General features: G+C 48.6%; 28 protein-coding genes. 10 read left to right on the top strand and 18 right to left on the bottom strand.

Features of this window, described 5'->3' with window-relative positions:
- Positions 1-2: 2 nt before the first annotated feature.
- From ctaD to AC0VXX_RS00475, 3 genes are read left to right on the top strand one after another with little or no spacing between them, the layout of a single operon-like run.
- Positions 3-1613 (top strand): cytochrome c oxidase subunit I, encoded by a 1611-nt coding sequence (gene ctaD / locus AC0VXX_RS00485; RefSeq protein ID WP_119978694.1) that lies wholly within the window; start codon positions 3-5, stop codon positions 1611-1613.
- Between the two features lies 1 nt (position 1614).
- Positions 1615-2184: a cytochrome c oxidase assembly protein gene (locus AC0VXX_RS00480; RefSeq protein ID WP_475515482.1), complete on the top strand. Its 570-nt coding sequence runs from the start codon at positions 1615-1617 to the stop codon at positions 2182-2184.
- Positions 2181-3056: a cytochrome c oxidase subunit 3 gene (locus tag AC0VXX_RS00475; protein ID WP_475515481.1), complete on the top strand. Its 876-nt coding sequence runs from the start codon at positions 2181-2183 to the stop codon at positions 3054-3056. The genes AC0VXX_RS00480 and AC0VXX_RS00475 overlap by 4 nt, the downstream gene beginning before the upstream one ends.
- Here AC0VXX_RS00475 and AC0VXX_RS00470 read toward each other — a convergent pair whose 3' ends face one another.
- Positions 3057-3275, bottom strand: a complete 219-nt coding sequence (locus AC0VXX_RS00470; RefSeq protein WP_475515480.1) for a DUF2909 family protein — start codon at positions 3273-3275, stop codon at positions 3057-3059.
- On the opposite strand from AC0VXX_RS00470, the gene AC0VXX_RS00465 reads away from it, so the two are divergent.
- The 5 genes from AC0VXX_RS00465 to AC0VXX_RS00445 all read left to right on the top strand — a co-directional run bounded on the left by AC0VXX_RS00465 (position 3274) and on the right by AC0VXX_RS00445 (position 7287).
- Positions 3274-4020, top strand: coding sequence for an SURF1 family protein (locus AC0VXX_RS00465; protein WP_475515479.1), 747 nt, complete (start codon positions 3274-3276; stop codon positions 4018-4020). The two genes, AC0VXX_RS00470 and AC0VXX_RS00465, sit on opposite strands and share 2 nt — an antisense overlap.
- Before the next feature lie 180 nt (positions 4021-4200).
- Entirely contained in the window at positions 4201-4746 is a 546-nt protein-coding gene (locus AC0VXX_RS00460) for a hypothetical protein (protein WP_475515478.1), read from the top strand.
- Positions 4746-5729 (top strand): COX15/CtaA family protein, encoded by a 984-nt coding sequence (locus AC0VXX_RS00455; RefSeq protein WP_475515477.1) that lies wholly within the window; start codon positions 4746-4748, stop codon positions 5727-5729. The genes AC0VXX_RS00460 and AC0VXX_RS00455 overlap by 1 nt, the downstream gene beginning before the upstream one ends.
- Positions 5730-5740: 11 nt before the next feature.
- Positions 5741-6643, top strand: a complete 903-nt coding sequence (gene cyoE / locus AC0VXX_RS00450) for a heme o synthase (RefSeq protein WP_110458711.1) — start codon at positions 5741-5743, stop codon at positions 6641-6643.
- Positions 6634-7287, top strand: a complete 654-nt coding sequence (locus AC0VXX_RS00445; protein ID WP_475515476.1) for an SCO family protein — start codon at positions 6634-6636, stop codon at positions 7285-7287. The genes cyoE and AC0VXX_RS00445 overlap by 10 nt, the downstream gene beginning before the upstream one ends.
- A gap of 60 nt (positions 7288-7347) precedes the next feature.
- Here AC0VXX_RS00445 and AC0VXX_RS00440 read toward each other — a convergent pair whose 3' ends face one another.
- The gene (locus AC0VXX_RS00440) at positions 7348-8394 is read right to left on the bottom strand and encodes a polysaccharide deacetylase family protein (protein ID WP_475515475.1); all 1047 of its coding nucleotides are present in this window, start codon (positions 8392-8394) and stop codon (positions 7348-7350) included.
- A 22-nt stretch (positions 8395-8416) separates the two neighbouring features.
- Between AC0VXX_RS00440 and AC0VXX_RS00435 the strand changes: the two genes are divergently transcribed.
- On the top strand, positions 8417-9760 hold the full coding sequence (locus AC0VXX_RS00435) for an MATE family efflux transporter (protein ID WP_475515474.1): 1344 nt from the start codon (positions 8417-8419) through the stop codon (positions 9758-9760).
- A 108-nt stretch (positions 9761-9868) separates the two neighbouring features.
- Here the strand turns inward: AC0VXX_RS00435 and nfuA are convergent, their stop codons facing one another.
- Complete coding sequence (gene nfuA / locus AC0VXX_RS00430; protein ID WP_475515473.1) at positions 9869-10447, bottom strand: Fe-S biogenesis protein NfuA; 579 nt, start codon at positions 10445-10447, stop codon at positions 9869-9871.
- 204 nt (positions 10448-10651) lie between these two features.
- Here nfuA and AC0VXX_RS00425 point away from each other — a divergent pair, with 204 nt between their 5' ends.
- Positions 10652-13192, top strand: a complete 2541-nt coding sequence (locus AC0VXX_RS00425; RefSeq protein WP_475515472.1) for a M14 family zinc carboxypeptidase — start codon at positions 10652-10654, stop codon at positions 13190-13192.
- A gap of 122 nt (positions 13193-13314) precedes the next feature.
- Here the strand turns inward: AC0VXX_RS00425 and gltS are convergent, their stop codons facing one another.
- The 15 genes from gltS to moaB all read right to left on the bottom strand — a co-directional run bounded on the left by gltS (position 13315) and on the right by moaB (position 23565).
- Positions 13315-14538, bottom strand: coding sequence for a sodium/glutamate symporter (gene gltS, locus AC0VXX_RS00420; protein WP_475515471.1), 1224 nt, complete (start codon positions 14536-14538; stop codon positions 13315-13317).
- 274 nt (positions 14539-14812) lie between these two features.
- Positions 14813-14968 (bottom strand): DUF2986 domain-containing protein, encoded by a 156-nt coding sequence (locus AC0VXX_RS00415; protein ID WP_475515470.1) that lies wholly within the window; start codon positions 14966-14968, stop codon positions 14813-14815.
- A gap of 225 nt (positions 14969-15193) precedes the next feature.
- Positions 15194-15358, bottom strand: coding sequence for a YqaE/Pmp3 family membrane protein (locus AC0VXX_RS00410; protein WP_110458718.1), 165 nt, complete (start codon positions 15356-15358; stop codon positions 15194-15196).
- Between the two features lie 21 nt (positions 15359-15379).
- The gene (locus AC0VXX_RS00405; RefSeq protein ID WP_475515469.1) at positions 15380-16054 is read right to left on the bottom strand and encodes a TIGR01621 family pseudouridine synthase; all 675 of its coding nucleotides are present in this window, start codon (positions 16052-16054) and stop codon (positions 15380-15382) included.
- Between the two features lie 14 nt (positions 16055-16068).
- Positions 16069-17328 carry a sensor histidine kinase gene (locus tag AC0VXX_RS00400; RefSeq protein WP_475515468.1) on the bottom strand — a complete coding sequence of 420 codons (1260 nt, stop codon included), beginning with the start codon at positions 17326-17328 and terminating at the stop codon, positions 16069-16071.
- A gap of 49 nt (positions 17329-17377) precedes the next feature.
- The gene (locus tag AC0VXX_RS00395; protein WP_475515467.1) at positions 17378-18055 is read right to left on the bottom strand and encodes a response regulator transcription factor; all 678 of its coding nucleotides are present in this window, start codon (positions 18053-18055) and stop codon (positions 17378-17380) included.
- Positions 18056-18059: 4 nt separating this feature from the next.
- The gene (locus AC0VXX_RS00390; protein WP_475515466.1) at positions 18060-18596 is read right to left on the bottom strand and encodes a PepSY domain-containing protein; all 537 of its coding nucleotides are present in this window, start codon (positions 18594-18596) and stop codon (positions 18060-18062) included.
- A gap of 62 nt (positions 18597-18658) precedes the next feature.
- Positions 18659-19006: a NirD/YgiW/YdeI family stress tolerance protein gene (locus AC0VXX_RS00385; protein WP_475515465.1), complete on the bottom strand. Its 348-nt coding sequence runs from the start codon at positions 19004-19006 to the stop codon at positions 18659-18661.
- A 109-nt stretch (positions 19007-19115) separates the two neighbouring features.
- Entirely contained in the window at positions 19116-20234 is a 1119-nt protein-coding gene (locus AC0VXX_RS00380; protein ID WP_475515464.1) for an ABC transporter ATP-binding protein, read from the bottom strand.
- Positions 20215-20895, bottom strand: coding sequence for a molybdate ABC transporter permease subunit (gene modB, locus AC0VXX_RS00375; RefSeq protein ID WP_475515463.1), 681 nt, complete (start codon positions 20893-20895; stop codon positions 20215-20217). Before modB ends, AC0VXX_RS00380 begins: the two co-directional genes overlap by 20 nt.
- 3 nt (positions 20896-20898) lie before the next feature.
- Positions 20899-21651: a molybdate ABC transporter substrate-binding protein gene (gene modA / locus AC0VXX_RS00370; RefSeq protein ID WP_475516894.1), complete on the bottom strand. Its 753-nt coding sequence runs from the start codon at positions 21649-21651 to the stop codon at positions 20899-20901.
- A 165-nt stretch (positions 21652-21816) separates the two neighbouring features.
- The gene (moaE, locus tag AC0VXX_RS00365) at positions 21817-22284 is read right to left on the bottom strand and encodes a molybdopterin synthase catalytic subunit MoaE (protein WP_162599231.1); all 468 of its coding nucleotides are present in this window, start codon (positions 22282-22284) and stop codon (positions 21817-21819) included.
- Between the two features lies 1 nt (position 22285).
- Positions 22286-22537 (bottom strand): molybdopterin synthase sulfur carrier subunit, encoded by a 252-nt coding sequence (gene moaD, locus AC0VXX_RS00360; RefSeq protein WP_110458726.1) that lies wholly within the window; start codon positions 22535-22537, stop codon positions 22286-22288.
- 28 nt (positions 22538-22565) lie between these two features.
- Complete coding sequence (gene moaC, locus AC0VXX_RS00355; RefSeq protein WP_110458727.1) at positions 22566-23042, bottom strand: cyclic pyranopterin monophosphate synthase MoaC; 477 nt, start codon at positions 23040-23042, stop codon at positions 22566-22568.
- Positions 23035-23565: a molybdenum cofactor biosynthesis protein B gene (moaB, locus tag AC0VXX_RS00350; RefSeq protein WP_475515462.1), complete on the bottom strand. Its 531-nt coding sequence runs from the start codon at positions 23563-23565 to the stop codon at positions 23035-23037. The genes moaC and moaB overlap by 8 nt, the downstream gene beginning before the upstream one ends.
- Positions 23566-23680 lie beyond the last annotated feature (115 nt).

The raw sequence follows: 23680 nt of genomic DNA, 5'->3' as shown, positions 1-23680 counted from the left end.
TGATGAATACAACAACGCGCGAAGCCAATATGGATGCCGCTCATATTGAAGAGTCTAACGAACACCACGAAGCTCACCCAACCGGCATAAAGCGTTGGCTATTTACCACTAATCATAAAGATATCGGCACCTTATACCTGTGGTTCAGCTTTATTATGTTTCTTACTGGCGGTGCCATGGCCATGGTGATCCGAGCCGAACTGTTTCAGCCTGGATTACAATTAGTCGAGCCCAACTTTTTTAATCAAATGACCACTGTACATGGCTTGATCATGGTGTTTGGTGCCGTCATGCCCGCCTTTACAGGCCTGGCAAACTGGCTAATACCCATGATGATTGGCGCGCCTGATATGGCGCTACCACGGATGAATAACTGGAGCTTTTGGATTTTACCCTTCGCCTTTACCATATTATTAAGCTCACTCTTTATGGAAGGTGGTGGCCCCAACTTTGGTTGGACATTCTATGCTCCGCTATCCACCACTTATAGCCCTGATAGCACGGCACTGTTTGTATTTTCTATCCATATTATGGGGATCAGCTCCATCATGGGAGCCATCAACGTGGTGGTGACGATTGTGAATATGCGCGCCCCCGGCATGAGCTGGATGAAATTACCGCTATTTGTGTGGACCTGGTTAATCACCGCTTTCTTGTTGATTGCCGTCATGCCTGTGCTTGCTGGGGTGGTCACTATGGTACTGACGGATAAATATTTTGGCACTAGCTTCTTTGATGCAGCTGGTGGCGGCGATCCTGTGATGTTCCAACATATTTTCTGGTTCTTCGGCCACCCTGAAGTCTACATTATGATCTTACCTTCATTTGGTATCATATCGGCTATTGTGCCCGCCTTTAGTCGCAAACGTCTCTTTGGTTACTCCTCTATGGTTTATGCCACTGCCAGTATTGCGATTTTGTCCTTCTTGGTTTGGGCACACCATATGTTTACCACGGGCATGCCAGTATTTGCTGAGCTGTTTTTTATGTATTGTACTATGCTCATCGCGGTGCCAACTGGGGTTAAGGTCTTTAATTGGGTCGCCACCATGTGGCGCGGATCACTCAGTTTTGAAACACCTATGTTGTTTGCCATCGCCTTTATCATACTGTTCACCATAGGCGGATTTTCGGGGTTGATGCTAGCCATTACTCCGGTGGATTTCCAGTATCACGATACCTATTTCGTGGTGGCTCACTTCCATTATGTATTGGTCACAGGGGCTATCTTCTCCATTATGGCCGCCGCCTATTATTGGCTACCTAAATGGACTGGACATATGTATGACGAGAAGCTGGGTAAACTGCATTTTTGGTGTTCGGTTATCTCAGTTAACGTGTTGTTTTTCCCTATGCACTTTTTAGGACTCGCGGGAATGCCGCGTCGAATTCCTGATTATGCAATTCAATTTGCTGATGTTAACCAAATTGTCTCTATTGGCGGCTTCGCTTTCGGGCTATCGCAGTTTATCTTTCTCGCCTTAGTGATTAAGTGCATCAAGGGCGGTGAAAAAGCACCAGCTAAACCTTGGGATGGTGCAGAGGGATTAGAGTGGACTCTGCCAAGCCCGGCTCCTTATCACTCATTCTCGACTCCTCCCGAGGTGAAATAACATGTCCCAGCCCCTGGCAGCATCAAACCGCAAGCTGATCATCTGGCTAATCGCTGGCGCGATAGGCATGTTTGGCTTTGGGTTTGCCTTAGTGCCGTTATACGACGTGCTATGTGAGCAACTGGGCATTAACGGCAAGACACAATCGACAGCGTCGACCTACAAGCCGATGACCATAGATACGTCGCGAATGGTGACCGTCGAATTTATGGCTCATATACAACAGGATATGCCATGGGAATTTACGCCAGAGGTCAAACGTATGCAGGTTCACCCTGGCGAGCTTGTACGCACTAACTTTAACGCTAAGAGCCTAGCGCTTGCGACCACCGTAGGCCAAGCCATTCCCTCGGTATCACCTGGGCAGGGGGCCGCCTACTTTAATAAAACCGAGTGTTTCTGCTTTAATCAGCAGCGGTTAGCGGCGCAAGGTAGTGCTGCATTACCGCTAATTTTCTATGTCGATCCCGATCTACCAGACACGATATCGACACTGACACTTTCCTATACTCTCTACAACATCACCGACAAGGGTTATGTCGGCGCTGTTGAGCAAGGAGCGGCAAAATGACCACTAAACACGAACACTATTATGTGCCAGCGCAAAGTGCCTGGCCCATAATAGGCGCCATCGGGCTATTTTTAATCGCCTTTGGGGCTGGCACTTATATACAGCAGCTCAATAGCGAGCAATCGAGCGGCGGTTATATTCTGACTGCCGGGATTGCAGTGATTGTGTATATGATTTTTGGCTGGTTCAGAACCGTGATTGGCGAATCGATGGCTGGACTCTATTCGAAACAGATGGACAGATCGTTTCGCCAAGGGATGAGCTGGTTTATTTTTTCAGAGGTGATGTTTTTTGCCGCTTTCTTTGGCGCGCTACTCTATGCCCGTATGATAGCCGTGCCATGGCTAGGCGGGGCCTCCAATAACGCCATGACTCACGAAGTGTTATGGCCTACCTTTGAAGCGATGTGGCCCTTGGTCACCACGCCAGATGGCACTAAAACCGAAGCAATGGGGTGGACGGGGCTGCCACTGTACAACACCATCATATTACTCACATCATCGGTCACCTTACACTTTGCCCATGTCAATCTCGAAAAAGGTAAACGCACCGCCCTTACCCTGTGGCTGGGGCTGACCATCTTACTCGGATTGGCATTCTTACTGTTACAGGTTGAAGAATATGCCCATGCTTATCAGGAGATGGGGCTGACCCTGTCCTCTGGCGTTTATGGCAACACCTTTTTCTTGCTCACCGGTTTCCACGGCATGCACGTGAGCTTAGGAACCATCTTCTTATTGGTGTTGTTTTTTAGAGTGTTAAAAGGTCACTTCACCCCAGATAAGCACTTTGCTTTTCAGGCGGGCAGTTGGTATTGGCATTTTGTCGATGTGGTCTGGCTATGCTTATTTATTTTTGTGTATGTGCTGTAGCTAATAAGGCCTAGGGTTGGGAGTAATTAGCCCAAACCCTAGTGCCAGTAACAGCAGTAGGATCACCAATAGCGAAAACAATACCCGGCGGCCTAAATATTGGCTCATGGGTACCTTACTTTCCCCTTTCACTAAGATAAACAACGCACGCCCAAGATTAAAAATGATGAAAAAAAGCAGTAACACTAGCACGACTTTAAATAGCAATATTGCACTCATGCAGGCTCCTAAACGTGGGTTGTCATGGACAACAGCCTTGGTTGTTTGTGTTACTGTGCTAGTGTTTAGCATCTTGGTCAAGCTCGGGTTTTGGCAGCTCAGTCGTGCCGATGAAAAAGTCGCATGGCAGCAGCAATTAACCGCTCGCCAAGCCTCTGCGCCACTGTCATATGCCCAACTGCTGGCTATGGCACCAGATACGACCCTAACGGGTTACCGTTTAAAGGTCGACGTCAGCCCAACCGATACCCCCATTATTCTGCTCGACAACCAAGTCTATAACGGCAAAGTCGGTTATTTGGTGCTGCAAGTGATGCAGGTTGCCTCGTATCAAACGGCATTACTGGTTGAATTAGGCTTTGTTCCTGGTGGAGTCGATCGGCGCATCTTACCTCAAGTGCAGCCAATAACGAGCTCACTCTCCTTAAGTGGCAGGCTATATCAAAAATCTCTCAACCCACTGAGCGAGCAGCTATTTGCTGAGCCTGGTGATCCTATGCGCATTCAAAACCTCAATATTACGGCACTGCAACAGCAGTTACAGCATCACTTGGTCCCAGCGGTCTTGCAACCCACCTCTAGGCTACCGATTGAGTTAGCACACCCTTGGCAGCCCATCCCCTTGAGTGCTCACAAGCATCACGGCTATGCATTACAGTGGTTTGCAATGGCCGCCGCCTTCGCCTTACTCATGGGGTACGTATGGAGAATAAAAATAAAAAACAGCAGGTTAGCGTCAAAATAAATAACGAAACAAGGCAGTATTCAGCAGTTGCTTAACATCACAAGACCTTGTAGGTTAGAACATAAATACAGCGATTATCGATACCGCACCCTGTAATCACTTCCTAGCCGTCTCGGGAAGTTGGCCTTTTTCTGCGCTGAGTCCATGTCAGCCACAAAGTGATCAACAAGAGGAGCTAAGATGAACTCCCCCAAACGTAAAAGCACTAAACCATTATTGATACTGCTACTGGTATTTGTGCTACCTGTGGTGGCGGCTAAGTTGGTGCTCAGCATGAACCTGTATCACGGTGGAGCGACCAACAAGGGCGAACTGCTGATGCCTGATACCACATATAGCCTGCTCGACATGAGTAACCCTCATCCCAAATCATGGCAGATGATCTACTTGTTACCCGCACACTGTGATAGCCCTTGCCTCAACCGCCTGTATATTTTACACCAAAGTCATATTGCCCTAGGGCGTGACCAATTAAGAGTCACCCCCATTATTTTGCTGCAAGAAAATAGCGATCGCCCCGCTCTTGAGGGGTTTGACTTTGCTACCGCCAAGGCTAGTCATGACGTTAGCGCACTACTGGCGCAGCAACAGCTGATCATTGTCGATCCCCTTGGGGCTATGGTGATGCGTTATCAGCAGGTGGACACTAAAGATCAGCAAGTATTACTGGGTAAGGCCATGGTGGCAGATTTACGCAAGATGCTTAAATTATCGAGGATAGGCTAATGCAGATGACGCCACTGCTAAAACTCACATTAGTATTTACCTTATGTGTCATCTTAATGGGCGCCTATACCCGCTTGTCTGATGCTGGGCTTGGTTGCCCAGACTGGCCCGGCTGCTACGGCATGCTAAAAGTGCCCACACAAAGCCATGAACTAAGCCAAGTGCAGCAAGCCTTCCCCGAGCATACGGTCGATACCCAAAAAGCCTGGCTAGAGATGATACACCGCTATATTGCTGGTGCCCTTGGGCTACTGGTACTGTATATCTTATATATCAGTTTTAAAATTCAAGATGCCCCTAAAAAACTACCTAGCGTTATCGCACTACTGATCCTATTTCAGGCGGCACTAGGCATGTGGACTGTCACCATGCAGCTGATGCCTATAGTGGTGATGTCACACCTCATTGGCGGCTTTAGCTTGCTGTCGCTGTTATGGATCTTGTATTTACGCACCACACCGTTGCGCATTGTAGGGGGAGAGCCTCAAGTGAGAAAACTTGCGCCCTTCGCGCTACTCTGCCTTGTCGTGTTAGTGCTGCAAATCATGCTTGGCGGCTGGACCTCATCTAATTACGCCGCCCTCGCCTGTACTGCGTTACCCATCTGCGAGGGCGACTGGCTCAATAATCTGCAACCCCTGCAAGCGTTCAACTTGTTCTACCAAACAGAAGGCAGCTACGAATTTGGGGTGCTCGATTACGCATCACGCATGACCATACATGTCACGCACCGGATGGGCGCGATTATCACCGCCACACTGCTTCTCTGGCTCGCCTATCGGCTATTGATACAGGCACGTTCGGCCATGATTAAGCGCAGCGCTTGGGTGCTTATCACCTTGCTGGTAATACAAGTGGGGCTGGGGATCTCCAATGTCGTGCTGCATCTGCCGCTTGGCATTGCCGTGGCTCACAACGCGGGGGCAGCTTTATTGCTGCTGACCATGATCTTTATTAATTACACCCTGTGGCGTAAAGCATAAGCGAGGCAGCGATGACAAAACCGATAACCCTCAGCAACCCAGCAGCCAGCCATATTCAATGGCGCGCCTATTTAGAGATGACCAAGCCTAAAGTGGTGGCGTTAATGTTACTTACGGTATTGGTGGGTATGTGCTTAGCCGTGCCAGGGGCTGTCCCTCTGCAACCTTTGGTTGCTGGCCTTGTGGGTATCGGCATGATGGCTGGGGCGGCTGCAGCCTATAATCATCTTATTGATCGCCGTATAGATGGTCTCATGGCGCGCACCTACAATCGCCCCCTGCCTAAAGGCCGTATCTCCATCGTTAAAGCGATGATATTTGCTACCACTATGGCATTGCTGGGCTTTATCCTTTTGTATGCCTTAGTGAATCCACTCACCGCTTGGTTAACATTTGCCAGTCTCGTTGGCTACGCGGTGATCTACACCGCCTACCTAAAGCGCGCTACACCACAAAATATTGTCGTAGGCGGACTAGCAGGTGCCATGCCGCCACTATTAGGTTGGACCGCCATCACCGGCGAGTTTCATGCTAATGCCCTGTTATTGGTGATCATCATTTTTGCCTGGACCCCGCCCCACTTTTGGGCATTAGCTATCCACCGTAAAACCGAATATGCCAAGGTGGATGTGCCTATGCTGCCAGTGACTCACGGCGTTGAGTTTACTAAAACCTGCATCTTGCTCTATACCATATTATTGGCTCTTGCCTGCCTTTATCCTGTGCTGGTTGGTATGTGCGGCCCGCTCTACTTAATCGGTTCGACACTGCTTAGCTGTGGCTTTATCTACAAGGCGTGGCAGCTCAAATATCGCGATAAGCCGGAATTAGCAATGCAAGTGTTTCGATTTTCCATTTACCATCTTATGGCCTTATTTTTAATTTTGTTAGTCGACCACTATTTATGGAGTTAACGCCTGTGAAAAAAATTGTGCTGCTGGGCATACTACTGGTGTGTGCAACATTGGGGGCGATAACCGCTTATACACTTAACCAAACAGCGACGCCGCCATTAAGCTTAACCACCAGCTATTTATATCCCACTAAACGGCCTTTATCACCGTTCAACTTAGTTGACCAACATGGGCAAGCATTTACCAACCAACAATTATTACATAAATGGAGTCTGGTGTTTGTCGGCTATACCTCATGCCCCGATGTGTGCCCTACTACGATGGCAAAACTGGCCGCCGCAGTGCAGAGCTTACCGCCGGAGCTGGATTTACAAGTGATCTTTTTATCTGTAGATCCGAGCCGTGATACGCCAGATAAGTTATTAGATTATGTGAATTTTTTTAATTCTGACTTTATAGCGGTCACCGCGCCACACGCACAGCTACTGCCGCTGACCCGCGAGCTTGGATTTGTTTATGCCATGGTTGGCGAGGGGGAGAATTATCAGGTAGATCATAGCGCCTCGATGACACTCATCTCACCGCAAGGTGAACGCTACGCGACGGTTAAACCTAAGCTGACACAACTCAGCAGCCTGCCGCAGATCTCAACCCAAAACTTGGTCGCCGACCTGCAGCAACTCACCGCCAATGACACGCTGTAAACAGCAAGCTGCATCGCCCGCATGGATAACGCCGTATCATTGGCTTTAAGCTAACGCCTGCTACTCTTTAACCCAAGTACCGTCGTTTTTAGGTCGCACCCAAGCTTGGGAGAACCAATAGTAACGCCCACTTTGCTTACTGGGCGCAGTACAGTTGTAGCGTGACCGACCTGGCGACAGGTCGAGTCCTGCGCGCACAACAAACTCATCTTCACTTACCCACAGTGGCTTAGCGGCTCCCTGTCCTTGTATAAAGCACATCAACTGGTGAGGGTAGATATCACTCATGTCTAGCTTAACCTTCATCTCTGGACGCCAATCACCTAGCGCTAGCTCGGTATTCGACGGAGACAATGCCAATACCGGCATGTTTAAACTGTACAACTTCACTTTTAAGCTAGACAGATCCGCATAGGTGCCCGCCACCGGGAAGCGAGGTAACGCCGTTAAGCTAGAATAATGGCCTGCGGCCCCCGACTGTTGCCCAAACCCGACAAAGCCTAGCTTGCTAAGCAATGCTTCTATCGCCGCGTTATATTCGCCATAAGGGTAAGCCAACATCTTCAAACTCTGACCCGTTTTCGCCACTATTTGCGCTTCGGTTGCCAACAGATTAGTTTCAATACGCGTCAACCAATCGGATTCGGTTTCACCGTCGAGACGACGGATCAAATGCTCATGCCCCCAACTGTGGTTCGCCAACTCGACGCCATCAGCGGCTAACAGCTTCAAGGTCGTCCAATTCATCACATCACGATATTGCTGCTCTATTGGCTCGACAGCGATAAAGATGGTGTAAGGAAAACCATATTCTTTTAAAATTGGATGGGCATTATCGGCAATGTTTTGATAGCCATCATCGAAAGTGATCGCCACCGTTTTATCGGCAAAGGCTTTATCGGCTTTGAGTCCATCGACCACCTCTGACAGAGGGATAACGGTAAAGCCATTATCACTCAGGTAGGCCATCTGTTGACGAAACTCTAATGGCGTCACACTGGTGACCCTAGGTGTATCTTCTGACACATGATGATACTGTAAAATCACCACCGCCTGAGCCGAAAAGCTCAAGCAGCATATCAGCGTAACTAAAACGCGTTTTAACATATTAAGTAACCTCTGAGAATCTATGTCCCTAGTTAATTTACTGTTAGATAAACAGAAAAACAGGCATTTGCTTGCACTTGCTTTGCCCATGATTCTGTCAAACATTACCGTGCCCTTATTAGGCTTAGTCGATACGGCCGTGGTGGGACATCTGAGTAACGCTTATTATTTAGGGGGTGTTGCTGTCGGCTCAACCCTTATTACTTTGCTCTTATGGGTACTGGGGTTTCTGCGCATGTCTACCACAGGTTTGGTGGCACAGGCCTTTGGGGCTGGCGACACGCAAGCGCAATATCGACTGTTGTTGCAATCGGCCAGTTTAGCCCTGTTACTGGGAACTGCAGCTATCTTATTTCAGTCGCCTATTATGACCTTGGCACTATCACTATCTGATGCGAGCGCCGAGGTACTCTATTACAGCCAGGCTTACTTTCATATACGGATCTGGTCGACTCCCTTTGCGCTGATGAACTTAGCCATGCTGGGGTGGCTCCTCGGAAGGCAACAACCCAAAGCCGCCATGTGGCAACTGATCGCGGCCAATTGTACCAATATTTTATTGGATCTGTTATTTGTTATCGCATTCGATTGGGGCGTACAGGGTGCGGCATGGGCATCGGTATTTGCCGATATCACGGGCTTTGCGGTAGCGGCGACCATGGTGTCCCGAGTGATTGCCAAACAGGGTGGCTTTCACCTACTCACTTTATGTCGCCAATTATCACTTCGCAGCTACCACAAACTCTTGGGACTCAATCGCGATATCTTTATTCGTAGCCTCTGCTTACAACTCACATTTGCCTTTATGACCTTCGAAGGCGCCAGCTTAGGCGACAATACCGTCGCGGCCAATGCGGTATTACTCAACCTATTATTGTTAATTTCCTATGCCTTAGATGGTATCGCCTACTACGCCGAGGCTGAAGTGGGGCGGGCCTTTGGCGAACACAATCCACAGCGAATGTCAGGGGCGGTGACATTAGCCACCCTATGGTCAGCCATCGCTGCCCTGCTATTTGTATTATGCTTTGCCACACTAGGCGGAGAATTCATTACCCTCCTCACCAGTATTGATGCGGTGCAGCAAGTGGCACAAGAGTACCTGATTTGGGTGATATTTATGCCGTTTTTGGCGTTTGGCTCTTACCTGTTTGATGGTGTTTATATTGGCGCAGCCGAAGGTGCCACCATGCGTAATAGCATGATATTGTCGACCTTTGGCGTGTTTTTTCCCACATGGTGGCTACTGCAAGACAGTGGTAATCATGCCTTATGGGCCGCGATGAGTGTGTTTATGCTTGCCAGAAGTGTCACCCTTGCATGGCATTATCACTATCGTTTAAAAACCAGATTAATGCAGGCCTAGCGCCCCCATAGGATGGTGATGCACCATTGGCGACAAAATAAAACGGGATGACCTAAGTCATCCCGTAATAAACGTCATCCTGCAACAAGCAGAATTCATCCAATAAGATTACTGGTATGAATGGTCGCCATGCTCATGCTCTGTCACATCACGTACGCCAGTCAATTCGCCTGGGAACATATCAAGTAGTTGCTTCTCGATACCATCCTTCAGAGTCACATCAACCATAGAACAACCGTTACATCCACCACCAAATTGGAGTACAGCAACGCCTGCGGCATCGATTTCAACCAGCATGATGTTACCACCATGGCTAGCCAGCTGTGGATTGATTTCAGATTGAATCACGTACTCGATACGCTCTTTCAATGGCGCATCATTATCGACTTTACGCATCTTGGCATTAGGCGCTTTGAGCGTCAGTTGCGAACCGAGTTGATCGGTGACGAAATCAATTGAGGCATCTTCCAGAAAAGGAGCGCTCTTTTCATCAACCATGGCATGAAAACCATTAAACTCTAGCTCGATATCATCGGCTTCAACGGCATCGGGTGGGCAATAAGACACGCCGCACTCTGCCGATGGAGTACCAGGGCTGATAACAAATACGCGAATATGAGTTCCTTCAGGCTGATCAGCGAGTAGCTTTACAAAATGTGCCTGAGCTGCATCGGAAATGGTGATCATTAAGACATGCTCCGTCAGGTTAAACCCGAGTGTTTTAGTAAGAATTACCGCTATGATACTCCGACTCCTATCAGCTTTGTAGCCCCTATGGCGATTAGTCAGTAATTTTTTGTCTAAAAAGTGTCGTATAAAGTGACTACTGGCTATAGTAACGACTTGACCGAGCTGTTAATTTAACCTTTATATACAATAATAAAGACTCTAATGATGCTGCGACTCTGCCTACTGCTGCTGTTTTTTACGCCACTTATTGCTCAAGCAGCATCGATTAATCAAAATGTGACTATCGCCACATCTGCTTTAGAAACAACCTCGGCCATCGAATCACCGAGCCAGTTTTTAGGTTATCCACTAGGCAGCTGGCATCTACGGCACGACCAAATGAACTTCTATCTCAAGCAGTTAGCACGCCAAAGCCCTCGGGTTAGCCTCGAGTCGACTGGCAACAGCCATGAAGCCCGCTCACAACTCACGGCGGTGATCACCTCGGCAGTAAACCAAGCCAATCTTAAACAGATCATGGCTCAGCGCGCGCAAGTTAAAAGCGACCAGCCACAAACGGGGCCCTTGATCATCTGGTTGGCCTATAGCATTCATGGTGACGAAGCCAGTGGTGCGCATGCCGCATTAGCAGTGAGCCATCAGCTCAGTAGCAGCCAAGAGCCTTGGGTTATCGAGTTGCTCGATAACGCTGTGGTACTCATCACCCCAACCCAAAACCCTGATGGTTTAGACCGCTTTTCTACTTGGGCCAATAACTACACAGGTAAAGTAAAAAACAGTGATGGCAACCATAATGAACATCAACAAAATTGGCCTGCTGGGCGTTCAAATCATTATTTTGCCGACCTTAATCGTGACTGGCTGTTCTTGCGCCATCCGGAGACACGCGCACGCATCGCCCTGTTTCATCGCTGGCAACCCCACTATGTTGGCGACTTTCATGAAATGGGCCATAACCAAAGTTACTTCTTTCAACCTGGAGTGCCTAAACGCACTCATCCGCTGACCCCAGAAGAAAATCAACAACTGACCCTTAAACTAGCCGCTTACCATGCCAAGGCGCTCGATACACGGCAGCAACCCTATTTTAGCCAACAAATGTTTGATGACTTTTACTTTGGTAAAGGCTCAACCTACCCTGATATCAACGGCTCTGTCGGGATGCTGTTTGAGCAGGCCAGCGTACGTGGACAGCAACAGGAATCTGACAATGGCATGCTGGTTTTTGAGCAGGCGATTGCAAACCAAGTGGCGACGTCGTTTTCCAGCCTTAAAGGCGCGTTAGCACTTAAACAAGAGTTACAGCAGTTTCAAACACGCTTTTATCAACGCAAGGATAAGCATCAGCCTTCGGGGCGCGAAAGCGGCTTATTGATCAGCACGAGTCAAGATCCGGGCCGGCGCGATGACTTAGCCCAGGTGTTACAGCAGCATCAGATCCTATTTTTTTACCTGCGAGAAGGTCTGCGCCAAGGACGCCATGATTACGCGCCACGCGATAGCCTATTTATCCCGATTAATCAGCCGCAAAAAAGCCTACTACTGGCACTATTTGATCAACGCACCGAATTCGACGATGCCACCTTTTATGATGTCTCCAGTTGGAACTTCACCTACGCCTATAATTTACAACTGGCCCGGGATGTCAGCCTAGATGTGGATACGCTCAGCAGCCAACGCCCGCTTGACGCGCCACTAAGCATTGCTGCTGACAGCGTAGCCGTGCTCATTGATTGGCGACAACATCATGCGGCGACCGTACTACAGCAGCTCCTTAGTCATGGGGTTAAAGTAAAATTTGCCGCCAAACCATTCAGTATCATGACCTCAGCAGGTGCGAGCGACTTTACCGCTGGCACATTGCAAATCCCCTTAGGTCGTCAAACCATGGCTGGCGCACCATTAAGAGAACTGCTTATTTCGCTCGCCACTCACCATCGTCTCACCATCGCCACGGTTACCAGTAGCCGCGCGTTATCAGGTATCGATTTAGGCAGCCCCGATTTTCACCCTATTGCGCCAATCAAAGCTGTGGTGATCACAGGTTATGGTACCTCTGCGTCAGAAGTGGGTGAGCTAGGGTATTTTATGGATCAACATTTGGCGGCGCCGCTCACTCAAGTGGATGTGTCTCGTTTGCCTAGTCTGCCCCTTAACCGATACACCCATCTGTTTCTTGCCGATGGCAGCTATCAAAATGTTGATGAAAAGCTCGTCCGTAAACTGGGACAGTTTGTTAATAATGGCGGAGTGATCGTGGCGCAAAAGGGAGCCTTAAGCTGGCTAAGCAAAGGCAACTTATTAAAGAGTGATGTGAGAAATCCACGGGCATTTGAACAGTTATTTGCCACTGACGGCATGCGCTTTGACGAGCAAGCGACACTAAGAGCACGCAAGACGATTGGCGGAGCCATATTGGCACTGGATCTTGATACCTCTCACCCGATTAATTTCGGCCTACAAGGCAACATTCTGCCAATACTCAAAAATAAGCCACTGGGATTGCTCGCCGGTTCAAGTTCCTTTACCACCGCCGCGAGTTATGCTGATGAACCGCTACTGGATGGCTATCTGGCAACAGAATATCAGCGCAGCTTCAGCCAAACCCCAGCCATTCGAGTTGAACGCCATGGTAAGGGAGCCATAGTGGCGCTAACCGATAACCTACTGTTTAGAAATAGCTGGCTCGACGCGCAAAAAGTCTACAGTAACAGCCTCTACTTCATTCCGGCGCTGCACTGAAGCCACTCACTTGCTGCTTAACGACAAACGGCACTTACTTGAGTAAGTGCCGTTTGTCGTTAAGTCGTTTAAGCAAAGCGAGCAACATGGCGCGCCATGCTAATGCTTACATCACTAAGTGCTTACATGATAAAGCTCAAATAGCCTTTTAAAATAACTACATTGACGATATCGATAAAGAAAGCACCAACAATGGGCACCACCATAAAGGCTTGTGGCGAAGGCCCTGTTCTTGAGACTAATGCCCCCATATTCATCACTGCGGTTGGCGTCGCCCCCATACCAAAACCACAGTGGCCACCCGCCATCACTGCGGCATCATAATTACTGCCCATCAATTTAAAGGTAACAAAGTAGGCAAATAGCGCTAACACTACCGTTTGAATGAGTAAAATAATCAATAGCGGCACCGCTAGGTCAAAAATTTCCCACAGCTTTAAGTTCATCAATGCCATAGCCAAAAACAGCGATAAAGACACGGTACCAATCACATCTACGCTTTCGCTATTAATTTTATAGCCACGCGATAGCTCGGTGATATTGGTGATCATCACGCCAAAAAACAATGCATAAACAAAGTCTGGCATCCGTAACCAGCTGAGTTCGAACATACTCACCAACGAGCTAAACCATTTTGCTCCGCCCACACATAGCAGCAAAATAAACAGCACCTCAAGAATACTCTTAGCGGTAACCCGGTCTTCTTCTAACTGATCATAGGTCACTAAATCTGGGTGATCTTTATGATGGTTGCCACCCACACCATAAGAAGATACTAGGCCATGCTTATTGATGAGTCTCTGCGCAACAGGGCCACCGATAATGCCGCCCATCACGAGGCCAAACGTGGCTGCCGCCATCGCAAACTCAAGGGTATTGATGCCGTAGTTTTCAGAGAACGTTTGCGCCCATGCGGCGCCCGTACCGTGGCCACCCGACAGGGTTATTGACCCTGCAATTAAGCCCATTAGAGGTTCTAGCCCTAACGCGGTAGCCATACCAACCCCCACCGCATTTTGAATCACGATATATAAAGAGGCGATACCTAAAAAGAGAAAAACCTTAGTGCCACCTTTCATCAATAATTTGTAACTTGCCGCTAAACCCACAGTGGCAAAAAACATCATCATCAAGGTATTTTGCATCGACAGCGTAAACTCTAACGAGATCTGATTAAAATGCAGTATGGCGATAATCGCAGCGATAATTAAACCGCCAACAATGGGCTCTGGGATATTATATTTTTTAAATACAGGCACATGACGATTAACTGAGTGACCGAGAAATAGTACTAAAATAGCCACCAAAAAAGACTCGAGCTCTCCAACAGAATAAACAGTATTCATAACACTCCTATTTCGGCAAAACCGTCCGCAACGACCGATACTACAGCGTCTATCGCGGCCTCACCTTGTGCGCCAAACTCATAACAAAATGAGTCCGCGGTTAAAACAATCCCATTTGGTGCGTTAACGATTAGTTAAGCATAATCGGTTAGCCGCCACGCGCTATACAAATACGCCAACAGAGCAACTCTGCAACGCATCCGAGCGATTTTTATAAATGGATGATTATCTCAGTGACTGGAAAATGAAATTGGGTAAATTTATGCGCTTAGTGCTAAGACGCATGTTCGGATGAATGTTCAATCTCAACCGCTAAACGCTCACGTTCAGCCTTCGAAATATACTTAGGCTTCCCCGTGTGGTGAAGCTTAGCGTTGGCTTTCTTGGCCTTAGCTTTCAGGGTTTGATTGATTTTTTTCTTTCTATTCATGGCGGCGAGTATACCCCAAAAAAGCTCATTTGTGAGCTTGCACCGCTACGTCAGTACATTTTTACGCCAAGTTTAAACCCGTACAATTATGTGACCTAACTCAAACCGCAAATAGCCTTAAAGATTAAATAATTTAAAATCAGGCAGTAACGAAAAAAATCATCCTGAAAATCGCCCACAAAAAAGCACAGCCTTAACTGTGCTTTTGTTTTCATCATCTGCTTATCATTTAGTCACTACCCAGAGTGCATGTAGCATTCCGGGGATAAAAAATAGCAAACATAGGATCACATTGATCAACAGATCTTGGCCAACGCCGCTTTTTAAAAATACCGCAACAGGGGGCAATAAGATGGCAATAATCACCAATAATAATTTATTTGTATCCATTTTAGCCGCTTCCTTTTGTCATCACTTTTGTTTTGGCCAAGCCAACAACTCAGGCTCCGCCCATGTGTATAACTGACGCTTAATTGCCTCATGGCCAAACCATTCACCCGATGTTGGCGCCACCAAGTAAGAGTACACTTGCCCATACCATTCAAAATACAACCCATAAGCGTGTAAGTAACCCCGATCCGCGGGCGCGCCACCATAAAGCTCGTCTCCTAAAATAGGCACACCTATACTGGCCAACGCTACGCGTAACTGGTGAGTCTTACCACTTAAAGGTTTAAGCAAATAGAGCCGCAGACCTTCGTCAACCGACTGTGAAAAAAACTGCGTCACTGCCGGATTTTCAATGCTACGTAGTAATTTATACATGCTACGGCGCGACTTTGCCATATCGCCAACAATACTGCCCTGCTTCTTCTTGGGTTTTCCCTTCGCCAATGCAAGATAATATTTCTGTACTTGGTGCGCGGTAAACATCGCGGTAAAACCAGCCGCGGCTTGGCTGCTTTTAGCAAACAACAATAACCCTGAGGTCATGGTGTCGAGCCGATGCACAGAATAGAGCTTAATCGCTAAATCTTGCTCAATCTGCGCCATCACGCCGGCGCTACCATCTTGACTGTGAAAATGCACCTTGGGCGACTTGTCGATCACTAAAAAATCGACTTCATCGGCGATGATCTGATACATGTGGACCTATTAGGTTAGGAAAATTCAATGGTAACAATCAAGCCAGGCTGATTATCACTGAGAGTAATGCGCGCATTATGACGCTGTAAAATGGCTTTCACTAGCGATAACCCTAACCCGGTCCCCTTATGGTGACGACTTGGATCGAGCCTTACTAAGCGATCAAACACCTTTTCGGTCGCCTCAGGCGGAATACCCGGGCCATTATCGATAATTTGTACTTGGTTTCCACGCTGCACTATCTGCACGCTGGCGCCTTGGCCTGCATACTTAATCGCGTTATCGACCAGATTAAATAAAGCTTGGAACAACAGGTATTTATCACCCATCACCGTATAATCGTCAGCGGTCTGCAACGACAATGTTTGCTCGTTAAGCTCTGCCATTGCATCAGCCATCTCATACAAGTCGCCACACAGGTCTTGTAGGCTTAAGGGCTGCAGCTCGAGAACTTGCTGCCCCTCTTCGATACGGGTTAACGACAACATGGCATCAAAGGTGGCTAAACAATCGTCTAGCTCTTCCGTTAAAATTGCGCAGGCTTCGCCGAGCTCATCGGCCGACTTATTCGGCAGCTGTTCTATCCCCATACGTAGATGCGACAAAGGAGTACGTAAATCGTGAGCGATATTATCGGTAGCCCCTCGCACCGCGTTAAGGTTGTTTTCTAGGGTGTCGAGCACGCCATTAAACTTACCCGCCAGCATGTCGAATTCATCTTGGCGCCAACTCACGGGTAACCGTGTCGAGTATTCCCCTTTTTCAATACGCCGGCTTAAGCGATTGTACTGCACTAAGCGGCGGAGAATCGCCTTAGAAAACAAGTAACCTAGTGCTAAGGTTAATACAATGGTCAACATCAGAGCGGTGATCGCCGCGTTCACAAATCGGTCAATTAAGGTGGCTAACTGATCGGTTCGCGTCGCAATCAACACTGGGCCATAACGGGTGATAACTAAGCCACCCGTTAGAATATGCAGCTTATCTGCGCCGCCCGCCAAAATTGGAAACTCTCGGGTTTCAGGCAAAATAGGCATATCGTCGGGCATGAGGCTCAAGGCCCCGACAAGATCAAGCGAGCTGCGCCACACCACTAGGGCAGTTTTGGGATCGGCGGTACGGATTTGAGTCGCAAAACTGCGTCTATCGAGCGTCAGCGCCATCTGTTGATAGCGCTGTTTTTCTGCCGCTAAATGTTGATTGGTTTGCAGCTCTTGCTCATTAATCAGCTGGCGATACATACCAAATAGCAAGGTGCCAATGATCAGGGTCACTAAGCCCGAAAAGATGATAGTGATCCGCCAGGCACTACTCTGGTAAGGCTTAATGCCCTTGACGTAGGCGATAACCAGCCCCTCGAACGGTTTCGATTAATTCACCAAAGCCAAGCTCTTCAAACTTGCGACGCAGCTTAGCAATATGCACATCAATCACATTGGTGCGCGGATCGAAGTGATAGTCCCATACCGCTTCAAACAGCAAGGTACGGCTGATCACCTGATTAGGATGTTCCATTAAGTACTTAAGCAATTGAAACTCTTTGGGCTGCAGCGGTATCTCATGGCCCGCTAAGGTCACTTTACGCGTTAGCAGTTCCATCACCAAATTGCCGACGGCTAATTCGGTGTGCGCTGGTGCCGAGTTGCCTCGCTGCATCAGTTTTTCTGCACGCACTAACAGCTCCGAAAAAGCAAAAGGCTTGGTCATGTAATCATCGCCCCCGGCTCTAAGGCCCTTAACTCGCTCATCCACGTGGCTAAGGGCCGATAAGATAAGCACAGGGGTTTGATTACCCGTTGCTCGTAGCGCGGCTAATACCTTGAGTCCGTCCAGCTGGGGCAACATGCGGTCTAAAATAATCAGATCATATTGCATACTCGTCGCAAGCAGCAGACCTTGATGACCATCGCTTGCGGTTTCAATATTGTGCCCCTGTTCGGTAAAGCCTTTCACCACGTAATCGATAGTGGTGGCGTCATCTTCTACGAGCAATATTTTCATTAAGTTAATCCCACTTAAGCAGGGGCAAAGGCCGCTGGTTTTCAATATCAAACGCCAAGCGACGTTTGCCATATTGATCAATTAATTTGAGTTCAAGATAACTGATCCCCAAGTCATGATCGAGTTGCGCTTCGACAATATGCGCAGTGCTATCCCCCATGGCTGTTTTAAGCAACTGTGAAAAGCCCAGATCCATCTCTTGCATCATGCGCACGGCTTTCAGTTCGTCACGATCGTCGGCCTCTAAGGTTTCCACTTTCTGCCTAATAAGCTTGCCATCTTTAGCCCAAAATTCAAATTCTGTGACGGTATCGGCTTGGGTGTTGATCATACTCACTTCATAGATCAGCTCACCATTAATCACATCGATATCAAATTCTGAAATCACGCCAGGGTAGTTTTTCTCCGCTTGCGCAATGAGCTGCTGCGGAGTAAGACTCTGGCTATCTGATAGTAACTCCAGTACTGTCGAGTTCGCGCTGGCAACCCCAGCAACACTGACACTAGATAACAGCACTAAACTGATTAACCAACGAGCCATAACTCCTCCATAAAATGTTTAATATCGGTATCTTAACCCCAGCAACAAGCTGCGGGCTAGTGTTAATCTGCTAGGAGATCGATTTCATCAATTTCAATCTCAACCCCTTGCCATTCGTCATCCACCTCACCTTTTAGGGTGACAGTGGTGTTAGTCAACACTTCAATATCACGCCATAAGGCATTGTCGATTTCGACTTCAACCTCACCACTGTGGTCTTTAAACAGGTATTTTTCCTCCCCTAGGCTCTTTATCAGGTGTCCTGTAAGCGCTACGGGGGTATCAGGTTTAGCCTTAGCCGCCTCTGCTGCTGTCTGCGCCACTGATGGGCTGGCATAGCTATAGGCCACCACGCTAGGTAAGGTCAGTACACAAGCTAATATTAATGAACCAGTCAGTTTTTTAGTCATCTTTTGCTCCTTACCGCACTTATCTAAATAAGCGCATTGTAAAGCCACTATGATGGAAAAAAGATGGAAAAAAGATTAATCATTGATCATACAATCAACTAGGGTTCACTTAGCCTGCAGCGCAGGTTTCTAGGATATGGATAAGCTCTGATTTCAGTGCCACCTCAGTCTCAACCCCAGGGGCTAGGGCCAGCTTTTGCGCCAAATGTAACGGCACTTCGGCATTGAGGCTATGTTTTACCCCCTTGATGCTGGCAACAATGCGCATGGTTTCGCCCATCGCCAAGGTCGACTCCACTGTGATAATCAACTTGTTAAAGCTCCGACACAGACGCCCTTTAGCAATGGAGTTAAACCGAATGCCTTGATTGGGGATCACCCAGCGCACCGTTGAACCAATATCTAGGCTGTCAAAATAACTGCTGGCGATAAGGTGGTCGCCAAACTTAAGCCAAGTGATCTGCCGCGCTTCTTCTTGCGCCACTACCTCAGCATCAAACACATTGCGCAGTCCCATCTGCTTTGCCACCGCTTCGTTACATGGCCGGGTGAGTACGTCTCTGGGAGCGCCTTGTTGTAACAACACGCCTTGGCTGATTAAAATCATGCTATCGGCTAACAGCAGGGCTTCATTGAGATCATGAGTGACCATAATCACCGGAATCGCTAACTGCTCTTTAAGCCTTGCTAACTCAAGATACAAGCGCTCACGAGTTTCACGATCGACCGCAGAAAAAGGCTCATCGAGCAGTAATACCGAAGGCTGACGCGCCAATGCCCGCGCTAAAGCAACCCGTTGACGTTGACCGCCCGACAAATTAGCGGGTAGCCTGTCTGGTAGACCGTGTAAATTGACTCGCTCTAACCAGTCTTTGGCCCGAGCAACGCGTTCGGTCTTAGGGATGTGATCGAGCGCAGCCACCACATTTTCTAGCGCCGTCATATTGGGAAACAAGCCAAAGTGTTGCGGCACATAGCCTAAATGACGCTGCTGTGGGGTAAGGTAATCCCCCTGCTGACTATTAAACCACTGACGCTCGCCATAGCGTATCTCTCCCGCTTGAGGCTTGGCTAACCCCGCTATCATCCGCAGTAGCGTCGACTTACCGCCTCCCGATGGCCCCACCACCGCCAACACTTCACCCGCGCGGCAGGTAAACTCGGCATCGAGCACTATCTCTTGGGTTTGATTAACCCTGCAATATAGATCAGCGACGTCTTGAGACACTTAAGCCTCCCAAACGGCGTGACAAACTGGTGGTCAGCGCCAGCGCAGTAACGGCAAACAGCAGTAATACCAACGACATCTGCCCTGCACTGGCAAAATCGAAGGCTTGTACACTGTCATAAATCGAGATGGCGATGGTCTTAGTTTCACCGGCAATGTTGCCGCCCATCATCAACACCACACCAAATTCGCCTAACACATGCGAAAAACAGAGCACCAAGGCGGTCAGTACACCAGGCCACACGAGGGGAAGCTCAATTTTGGTTAACGCTTTAAACGGACTCATACCACAACACGCTGCAGCGTCACGCACCTCTTCGGGTACCGCCTCAAAGGCACGTTGAATGGGCTGAATAGCAAACGGAATATTGACTAACACCGAGGCGACCACCAGCCCTGAAAAGTGGAATACTAACTGCTGGCCAAGCACATTTTGTAGCAACTGGCCTAACCAAGACTGACTGCCAAGCCCCACCAGCAAGTAATAGCCGATAACGGTAGGCGGTAATACCAAAGGCACCATGATCAAGGCTTCGACCCAAGATTTGCCGCGAAATTGATGATAGGCCAACAAGCGCCCCACCCAGATAGCGAAAGGGATCAGTATAAGCACAGTTACTGTGCTCAATTTGATCGATAAACCTAACGCTTGCCAATCCATCTATTACTCTTCCTGTGATGTGAGTTCAGGCAAACCAAAACCAAACTCGGTAAACACCGCGCGCGACTTTGCCTGCTGCAGGTAATCATAAAAGAGTTTGGCGGTATCGCCTGCTTTCTCGGTCAATACCATGCGTTGATTAAGCGGCGTATGCCACTCACTGGGCAGCGCCACATAATGGCCAACCGCTTGAAATTGGGGCGCCATCGCCAAAGATAACGCCACAATGCCGCCATCGGTGGAGCCACTCAAGGCAAATTGGGCGGCTTGGGAGACATTTTCGCCAAAAATAAGATGGGATTGAACTTGCTGCCACATGCCAAGATGCTCAAGGTATTCGCGAGCTCGCTCACCATAAGGCGCATGATCGGGATTGGCGATAGCAAACCGTTGCAGGTGGCCTTGTTGCAGCATGGTTTTTAACCCCTCTAGCTGGGGATCTAACGCTAAAGCAGAGGTTTTAGGGGCTGCTAAGGCTAAACGCCCAATGGCATACAGCTCGCCATCGCTAGTGGTGACACCAAGCTTATGCAATTGATAAATATATTTATCGTCGGCAGATAAAAACAGTTCAAACGGCGCTCCATGGCGGATCTGTGCCACTAAATTACCCGAAGAGCCATAGGAGATCCGCACCCGCTGCCCCGTATCTTGGGTAAAATTAGCGGCAATTTTATCGAGCGCAAACTTAATGTTAGCCGCCGCCGCAATGGCGGGGGCATCACTTGCCCAGCTTGGCGATGTACCAACACACATGATGAATATCGCCACAGCGCGAATAAAGCTCTTCACACCTCTCTCCCCAATGCTAACAAAAGGCTATCCTGCGACGCTGATTATCGTCAATATCGGCGGCTAACAGCCATGGCAAAACATAGCTAACGTCAGCAGTACTACCCTAGAATATGCCCTAAATTGCGGCTATTTTTGTTGCCACATCTGCGCCGCTTGTTCATCGGCATCTTTGGCTTCGACCCAGTTTTTACCCTGATCGCCCGCCTCTAGCTTCCAAAATGGCGCCTTGGTCTTTAAAAAGTCGATTAAGAACTCGCAGGCAGCGAACGCGGCTTTGCGGTGCGCACTGGTGACACCAATAAACACTATCTGCTCACCAAGCGCCATGGTTCCCACACGGTGAATAATGGTCACCTTGTTGAGCGGCCAGCGCTCACGTGCCTGTGCCGTGATTTGTTGCAGTACGGCTTCTGTCATACCCGGATAATGCTCTAAGGTGAGATCGGTAACGGCACTGCCGTCATTGAAATCACGCACTTTACCCACAAACGTCACCACAGCGCCGTCGCTATTATCATCGGCAATACGGGCATATTCTTGTGGCACGCTAAAATCGTCAGTCTGCACCAGTACCCGATCGAACATCGCTGTCATATTAGCCTCCCGTCACAGGAGGAAAGAAAGCCACTTCATCGCCATCTTCAACTGGGGTATCCCAGCTGCTAATGGTTTGATTGACGGCCACCAATAACTTATCTGACGCCATCACTTTAGCCCATTTGTCATCTTTAGCCGCCAGCTGCGCCCTTAATCCTTCGGCGGTACACGTTGCATCGGATGCCTCAACCTTTATCGAACCTTCACCCAATAGCTCACGAACTTGAGCAAAAAAAAGTACATTTATCATTTATCGATACCTTAAACGCTTGTAGCCGTTATACCTTGAAGTGACCCGATTTGCCGCCACGCTTCTCTAAGAGACGTGTCTGCGAAATCAGCATATCTTTTTGCACCGCTTTACACATATCGTAAATCGTTAACGCCGCCACCGAAGCCGCGGTAAGGGCTTCCATCTCAACGCCTGTCTTACCCGATAACTTGCATAAACTGGTGATACGCACTCGATTAAATTCGGGCTGGGCCTCCAGTTCAACCTCGACCTTAGTCAGCATCAATGGGTGACACAGTGGAATTAAGTCAGAGGTTTTCTTTGCCGCTTGAATACCGGCAATGCGGGCCGTGGCAAATACGTCACCTTTATGGTGACTGCCGCTCATGATCATCTCAAGGGTCGCTGGCGCCATCTCGATAAAGGCTTCGGCGCGGGCTTCGCGCTCGGTAACCGCTTTTTCGGTCACATCGACCATATGGGCGTTACCGTCGGCATTAATATGGGTGAATTGATTACTCATCTGTCGCTACCTTTTTGAGATGCATTACAAAGTTACAAGGCCTATGTGTGGCGTCAAGTTGTTGTTTAATAATCTGGTTCCAGCCAGTGCGGCAGGCCCCGGTTGAGCCGGGTAAACAAAAAATCGCCGTCTTATTGGCAAAACCGCCTAATGCACGAGATTGCACCGTCGATGTGCCAAGCTCGTTATAAGTGATGTGGCGGAATAACTCACCAAAACCATCAATATCACGGTCAAACAGTGGGAGCACCGCTTCAGGAGTATTGTCGCGTTCGGTAAAGCCTGTGCCACCAGTGGTGATGATAACTTGTATGTCATCGGTCGCTATCCATTGTGATAGCTGCGCCCGGATCTGGTATTTATCGTCTTTACACAGCTGACGATCCAACAAGCGATGGCCAGCATCGACAATCGCATCGGCTAAAAACTGGCCCGACGTATCGCGGCTCAGATCGCGGGTATCTGACAGGGTTAAGATCGCAATATTTAATGGTATGAATTTCGAAGTAGTACAATGGCCCATAACGCCTCTTCACTCAATAATGGATTCGATAACCAGCCACACCCAAGTATCTGACTGGCAGCCGAGTATACCTATGCCCTAACGCCATGTTATTGCGTTAGGTCATAGAAGCCGA

The sequence above is a fragment of the Shewanella sp. QJM3NY_23 genome (genome assembly GCF_056173105.1).
The sequence above is the reverse complement of the archived record's forward strand: the minus strand, read 5'-3'. Positions and strand labels throughout refer to the sequence as shown.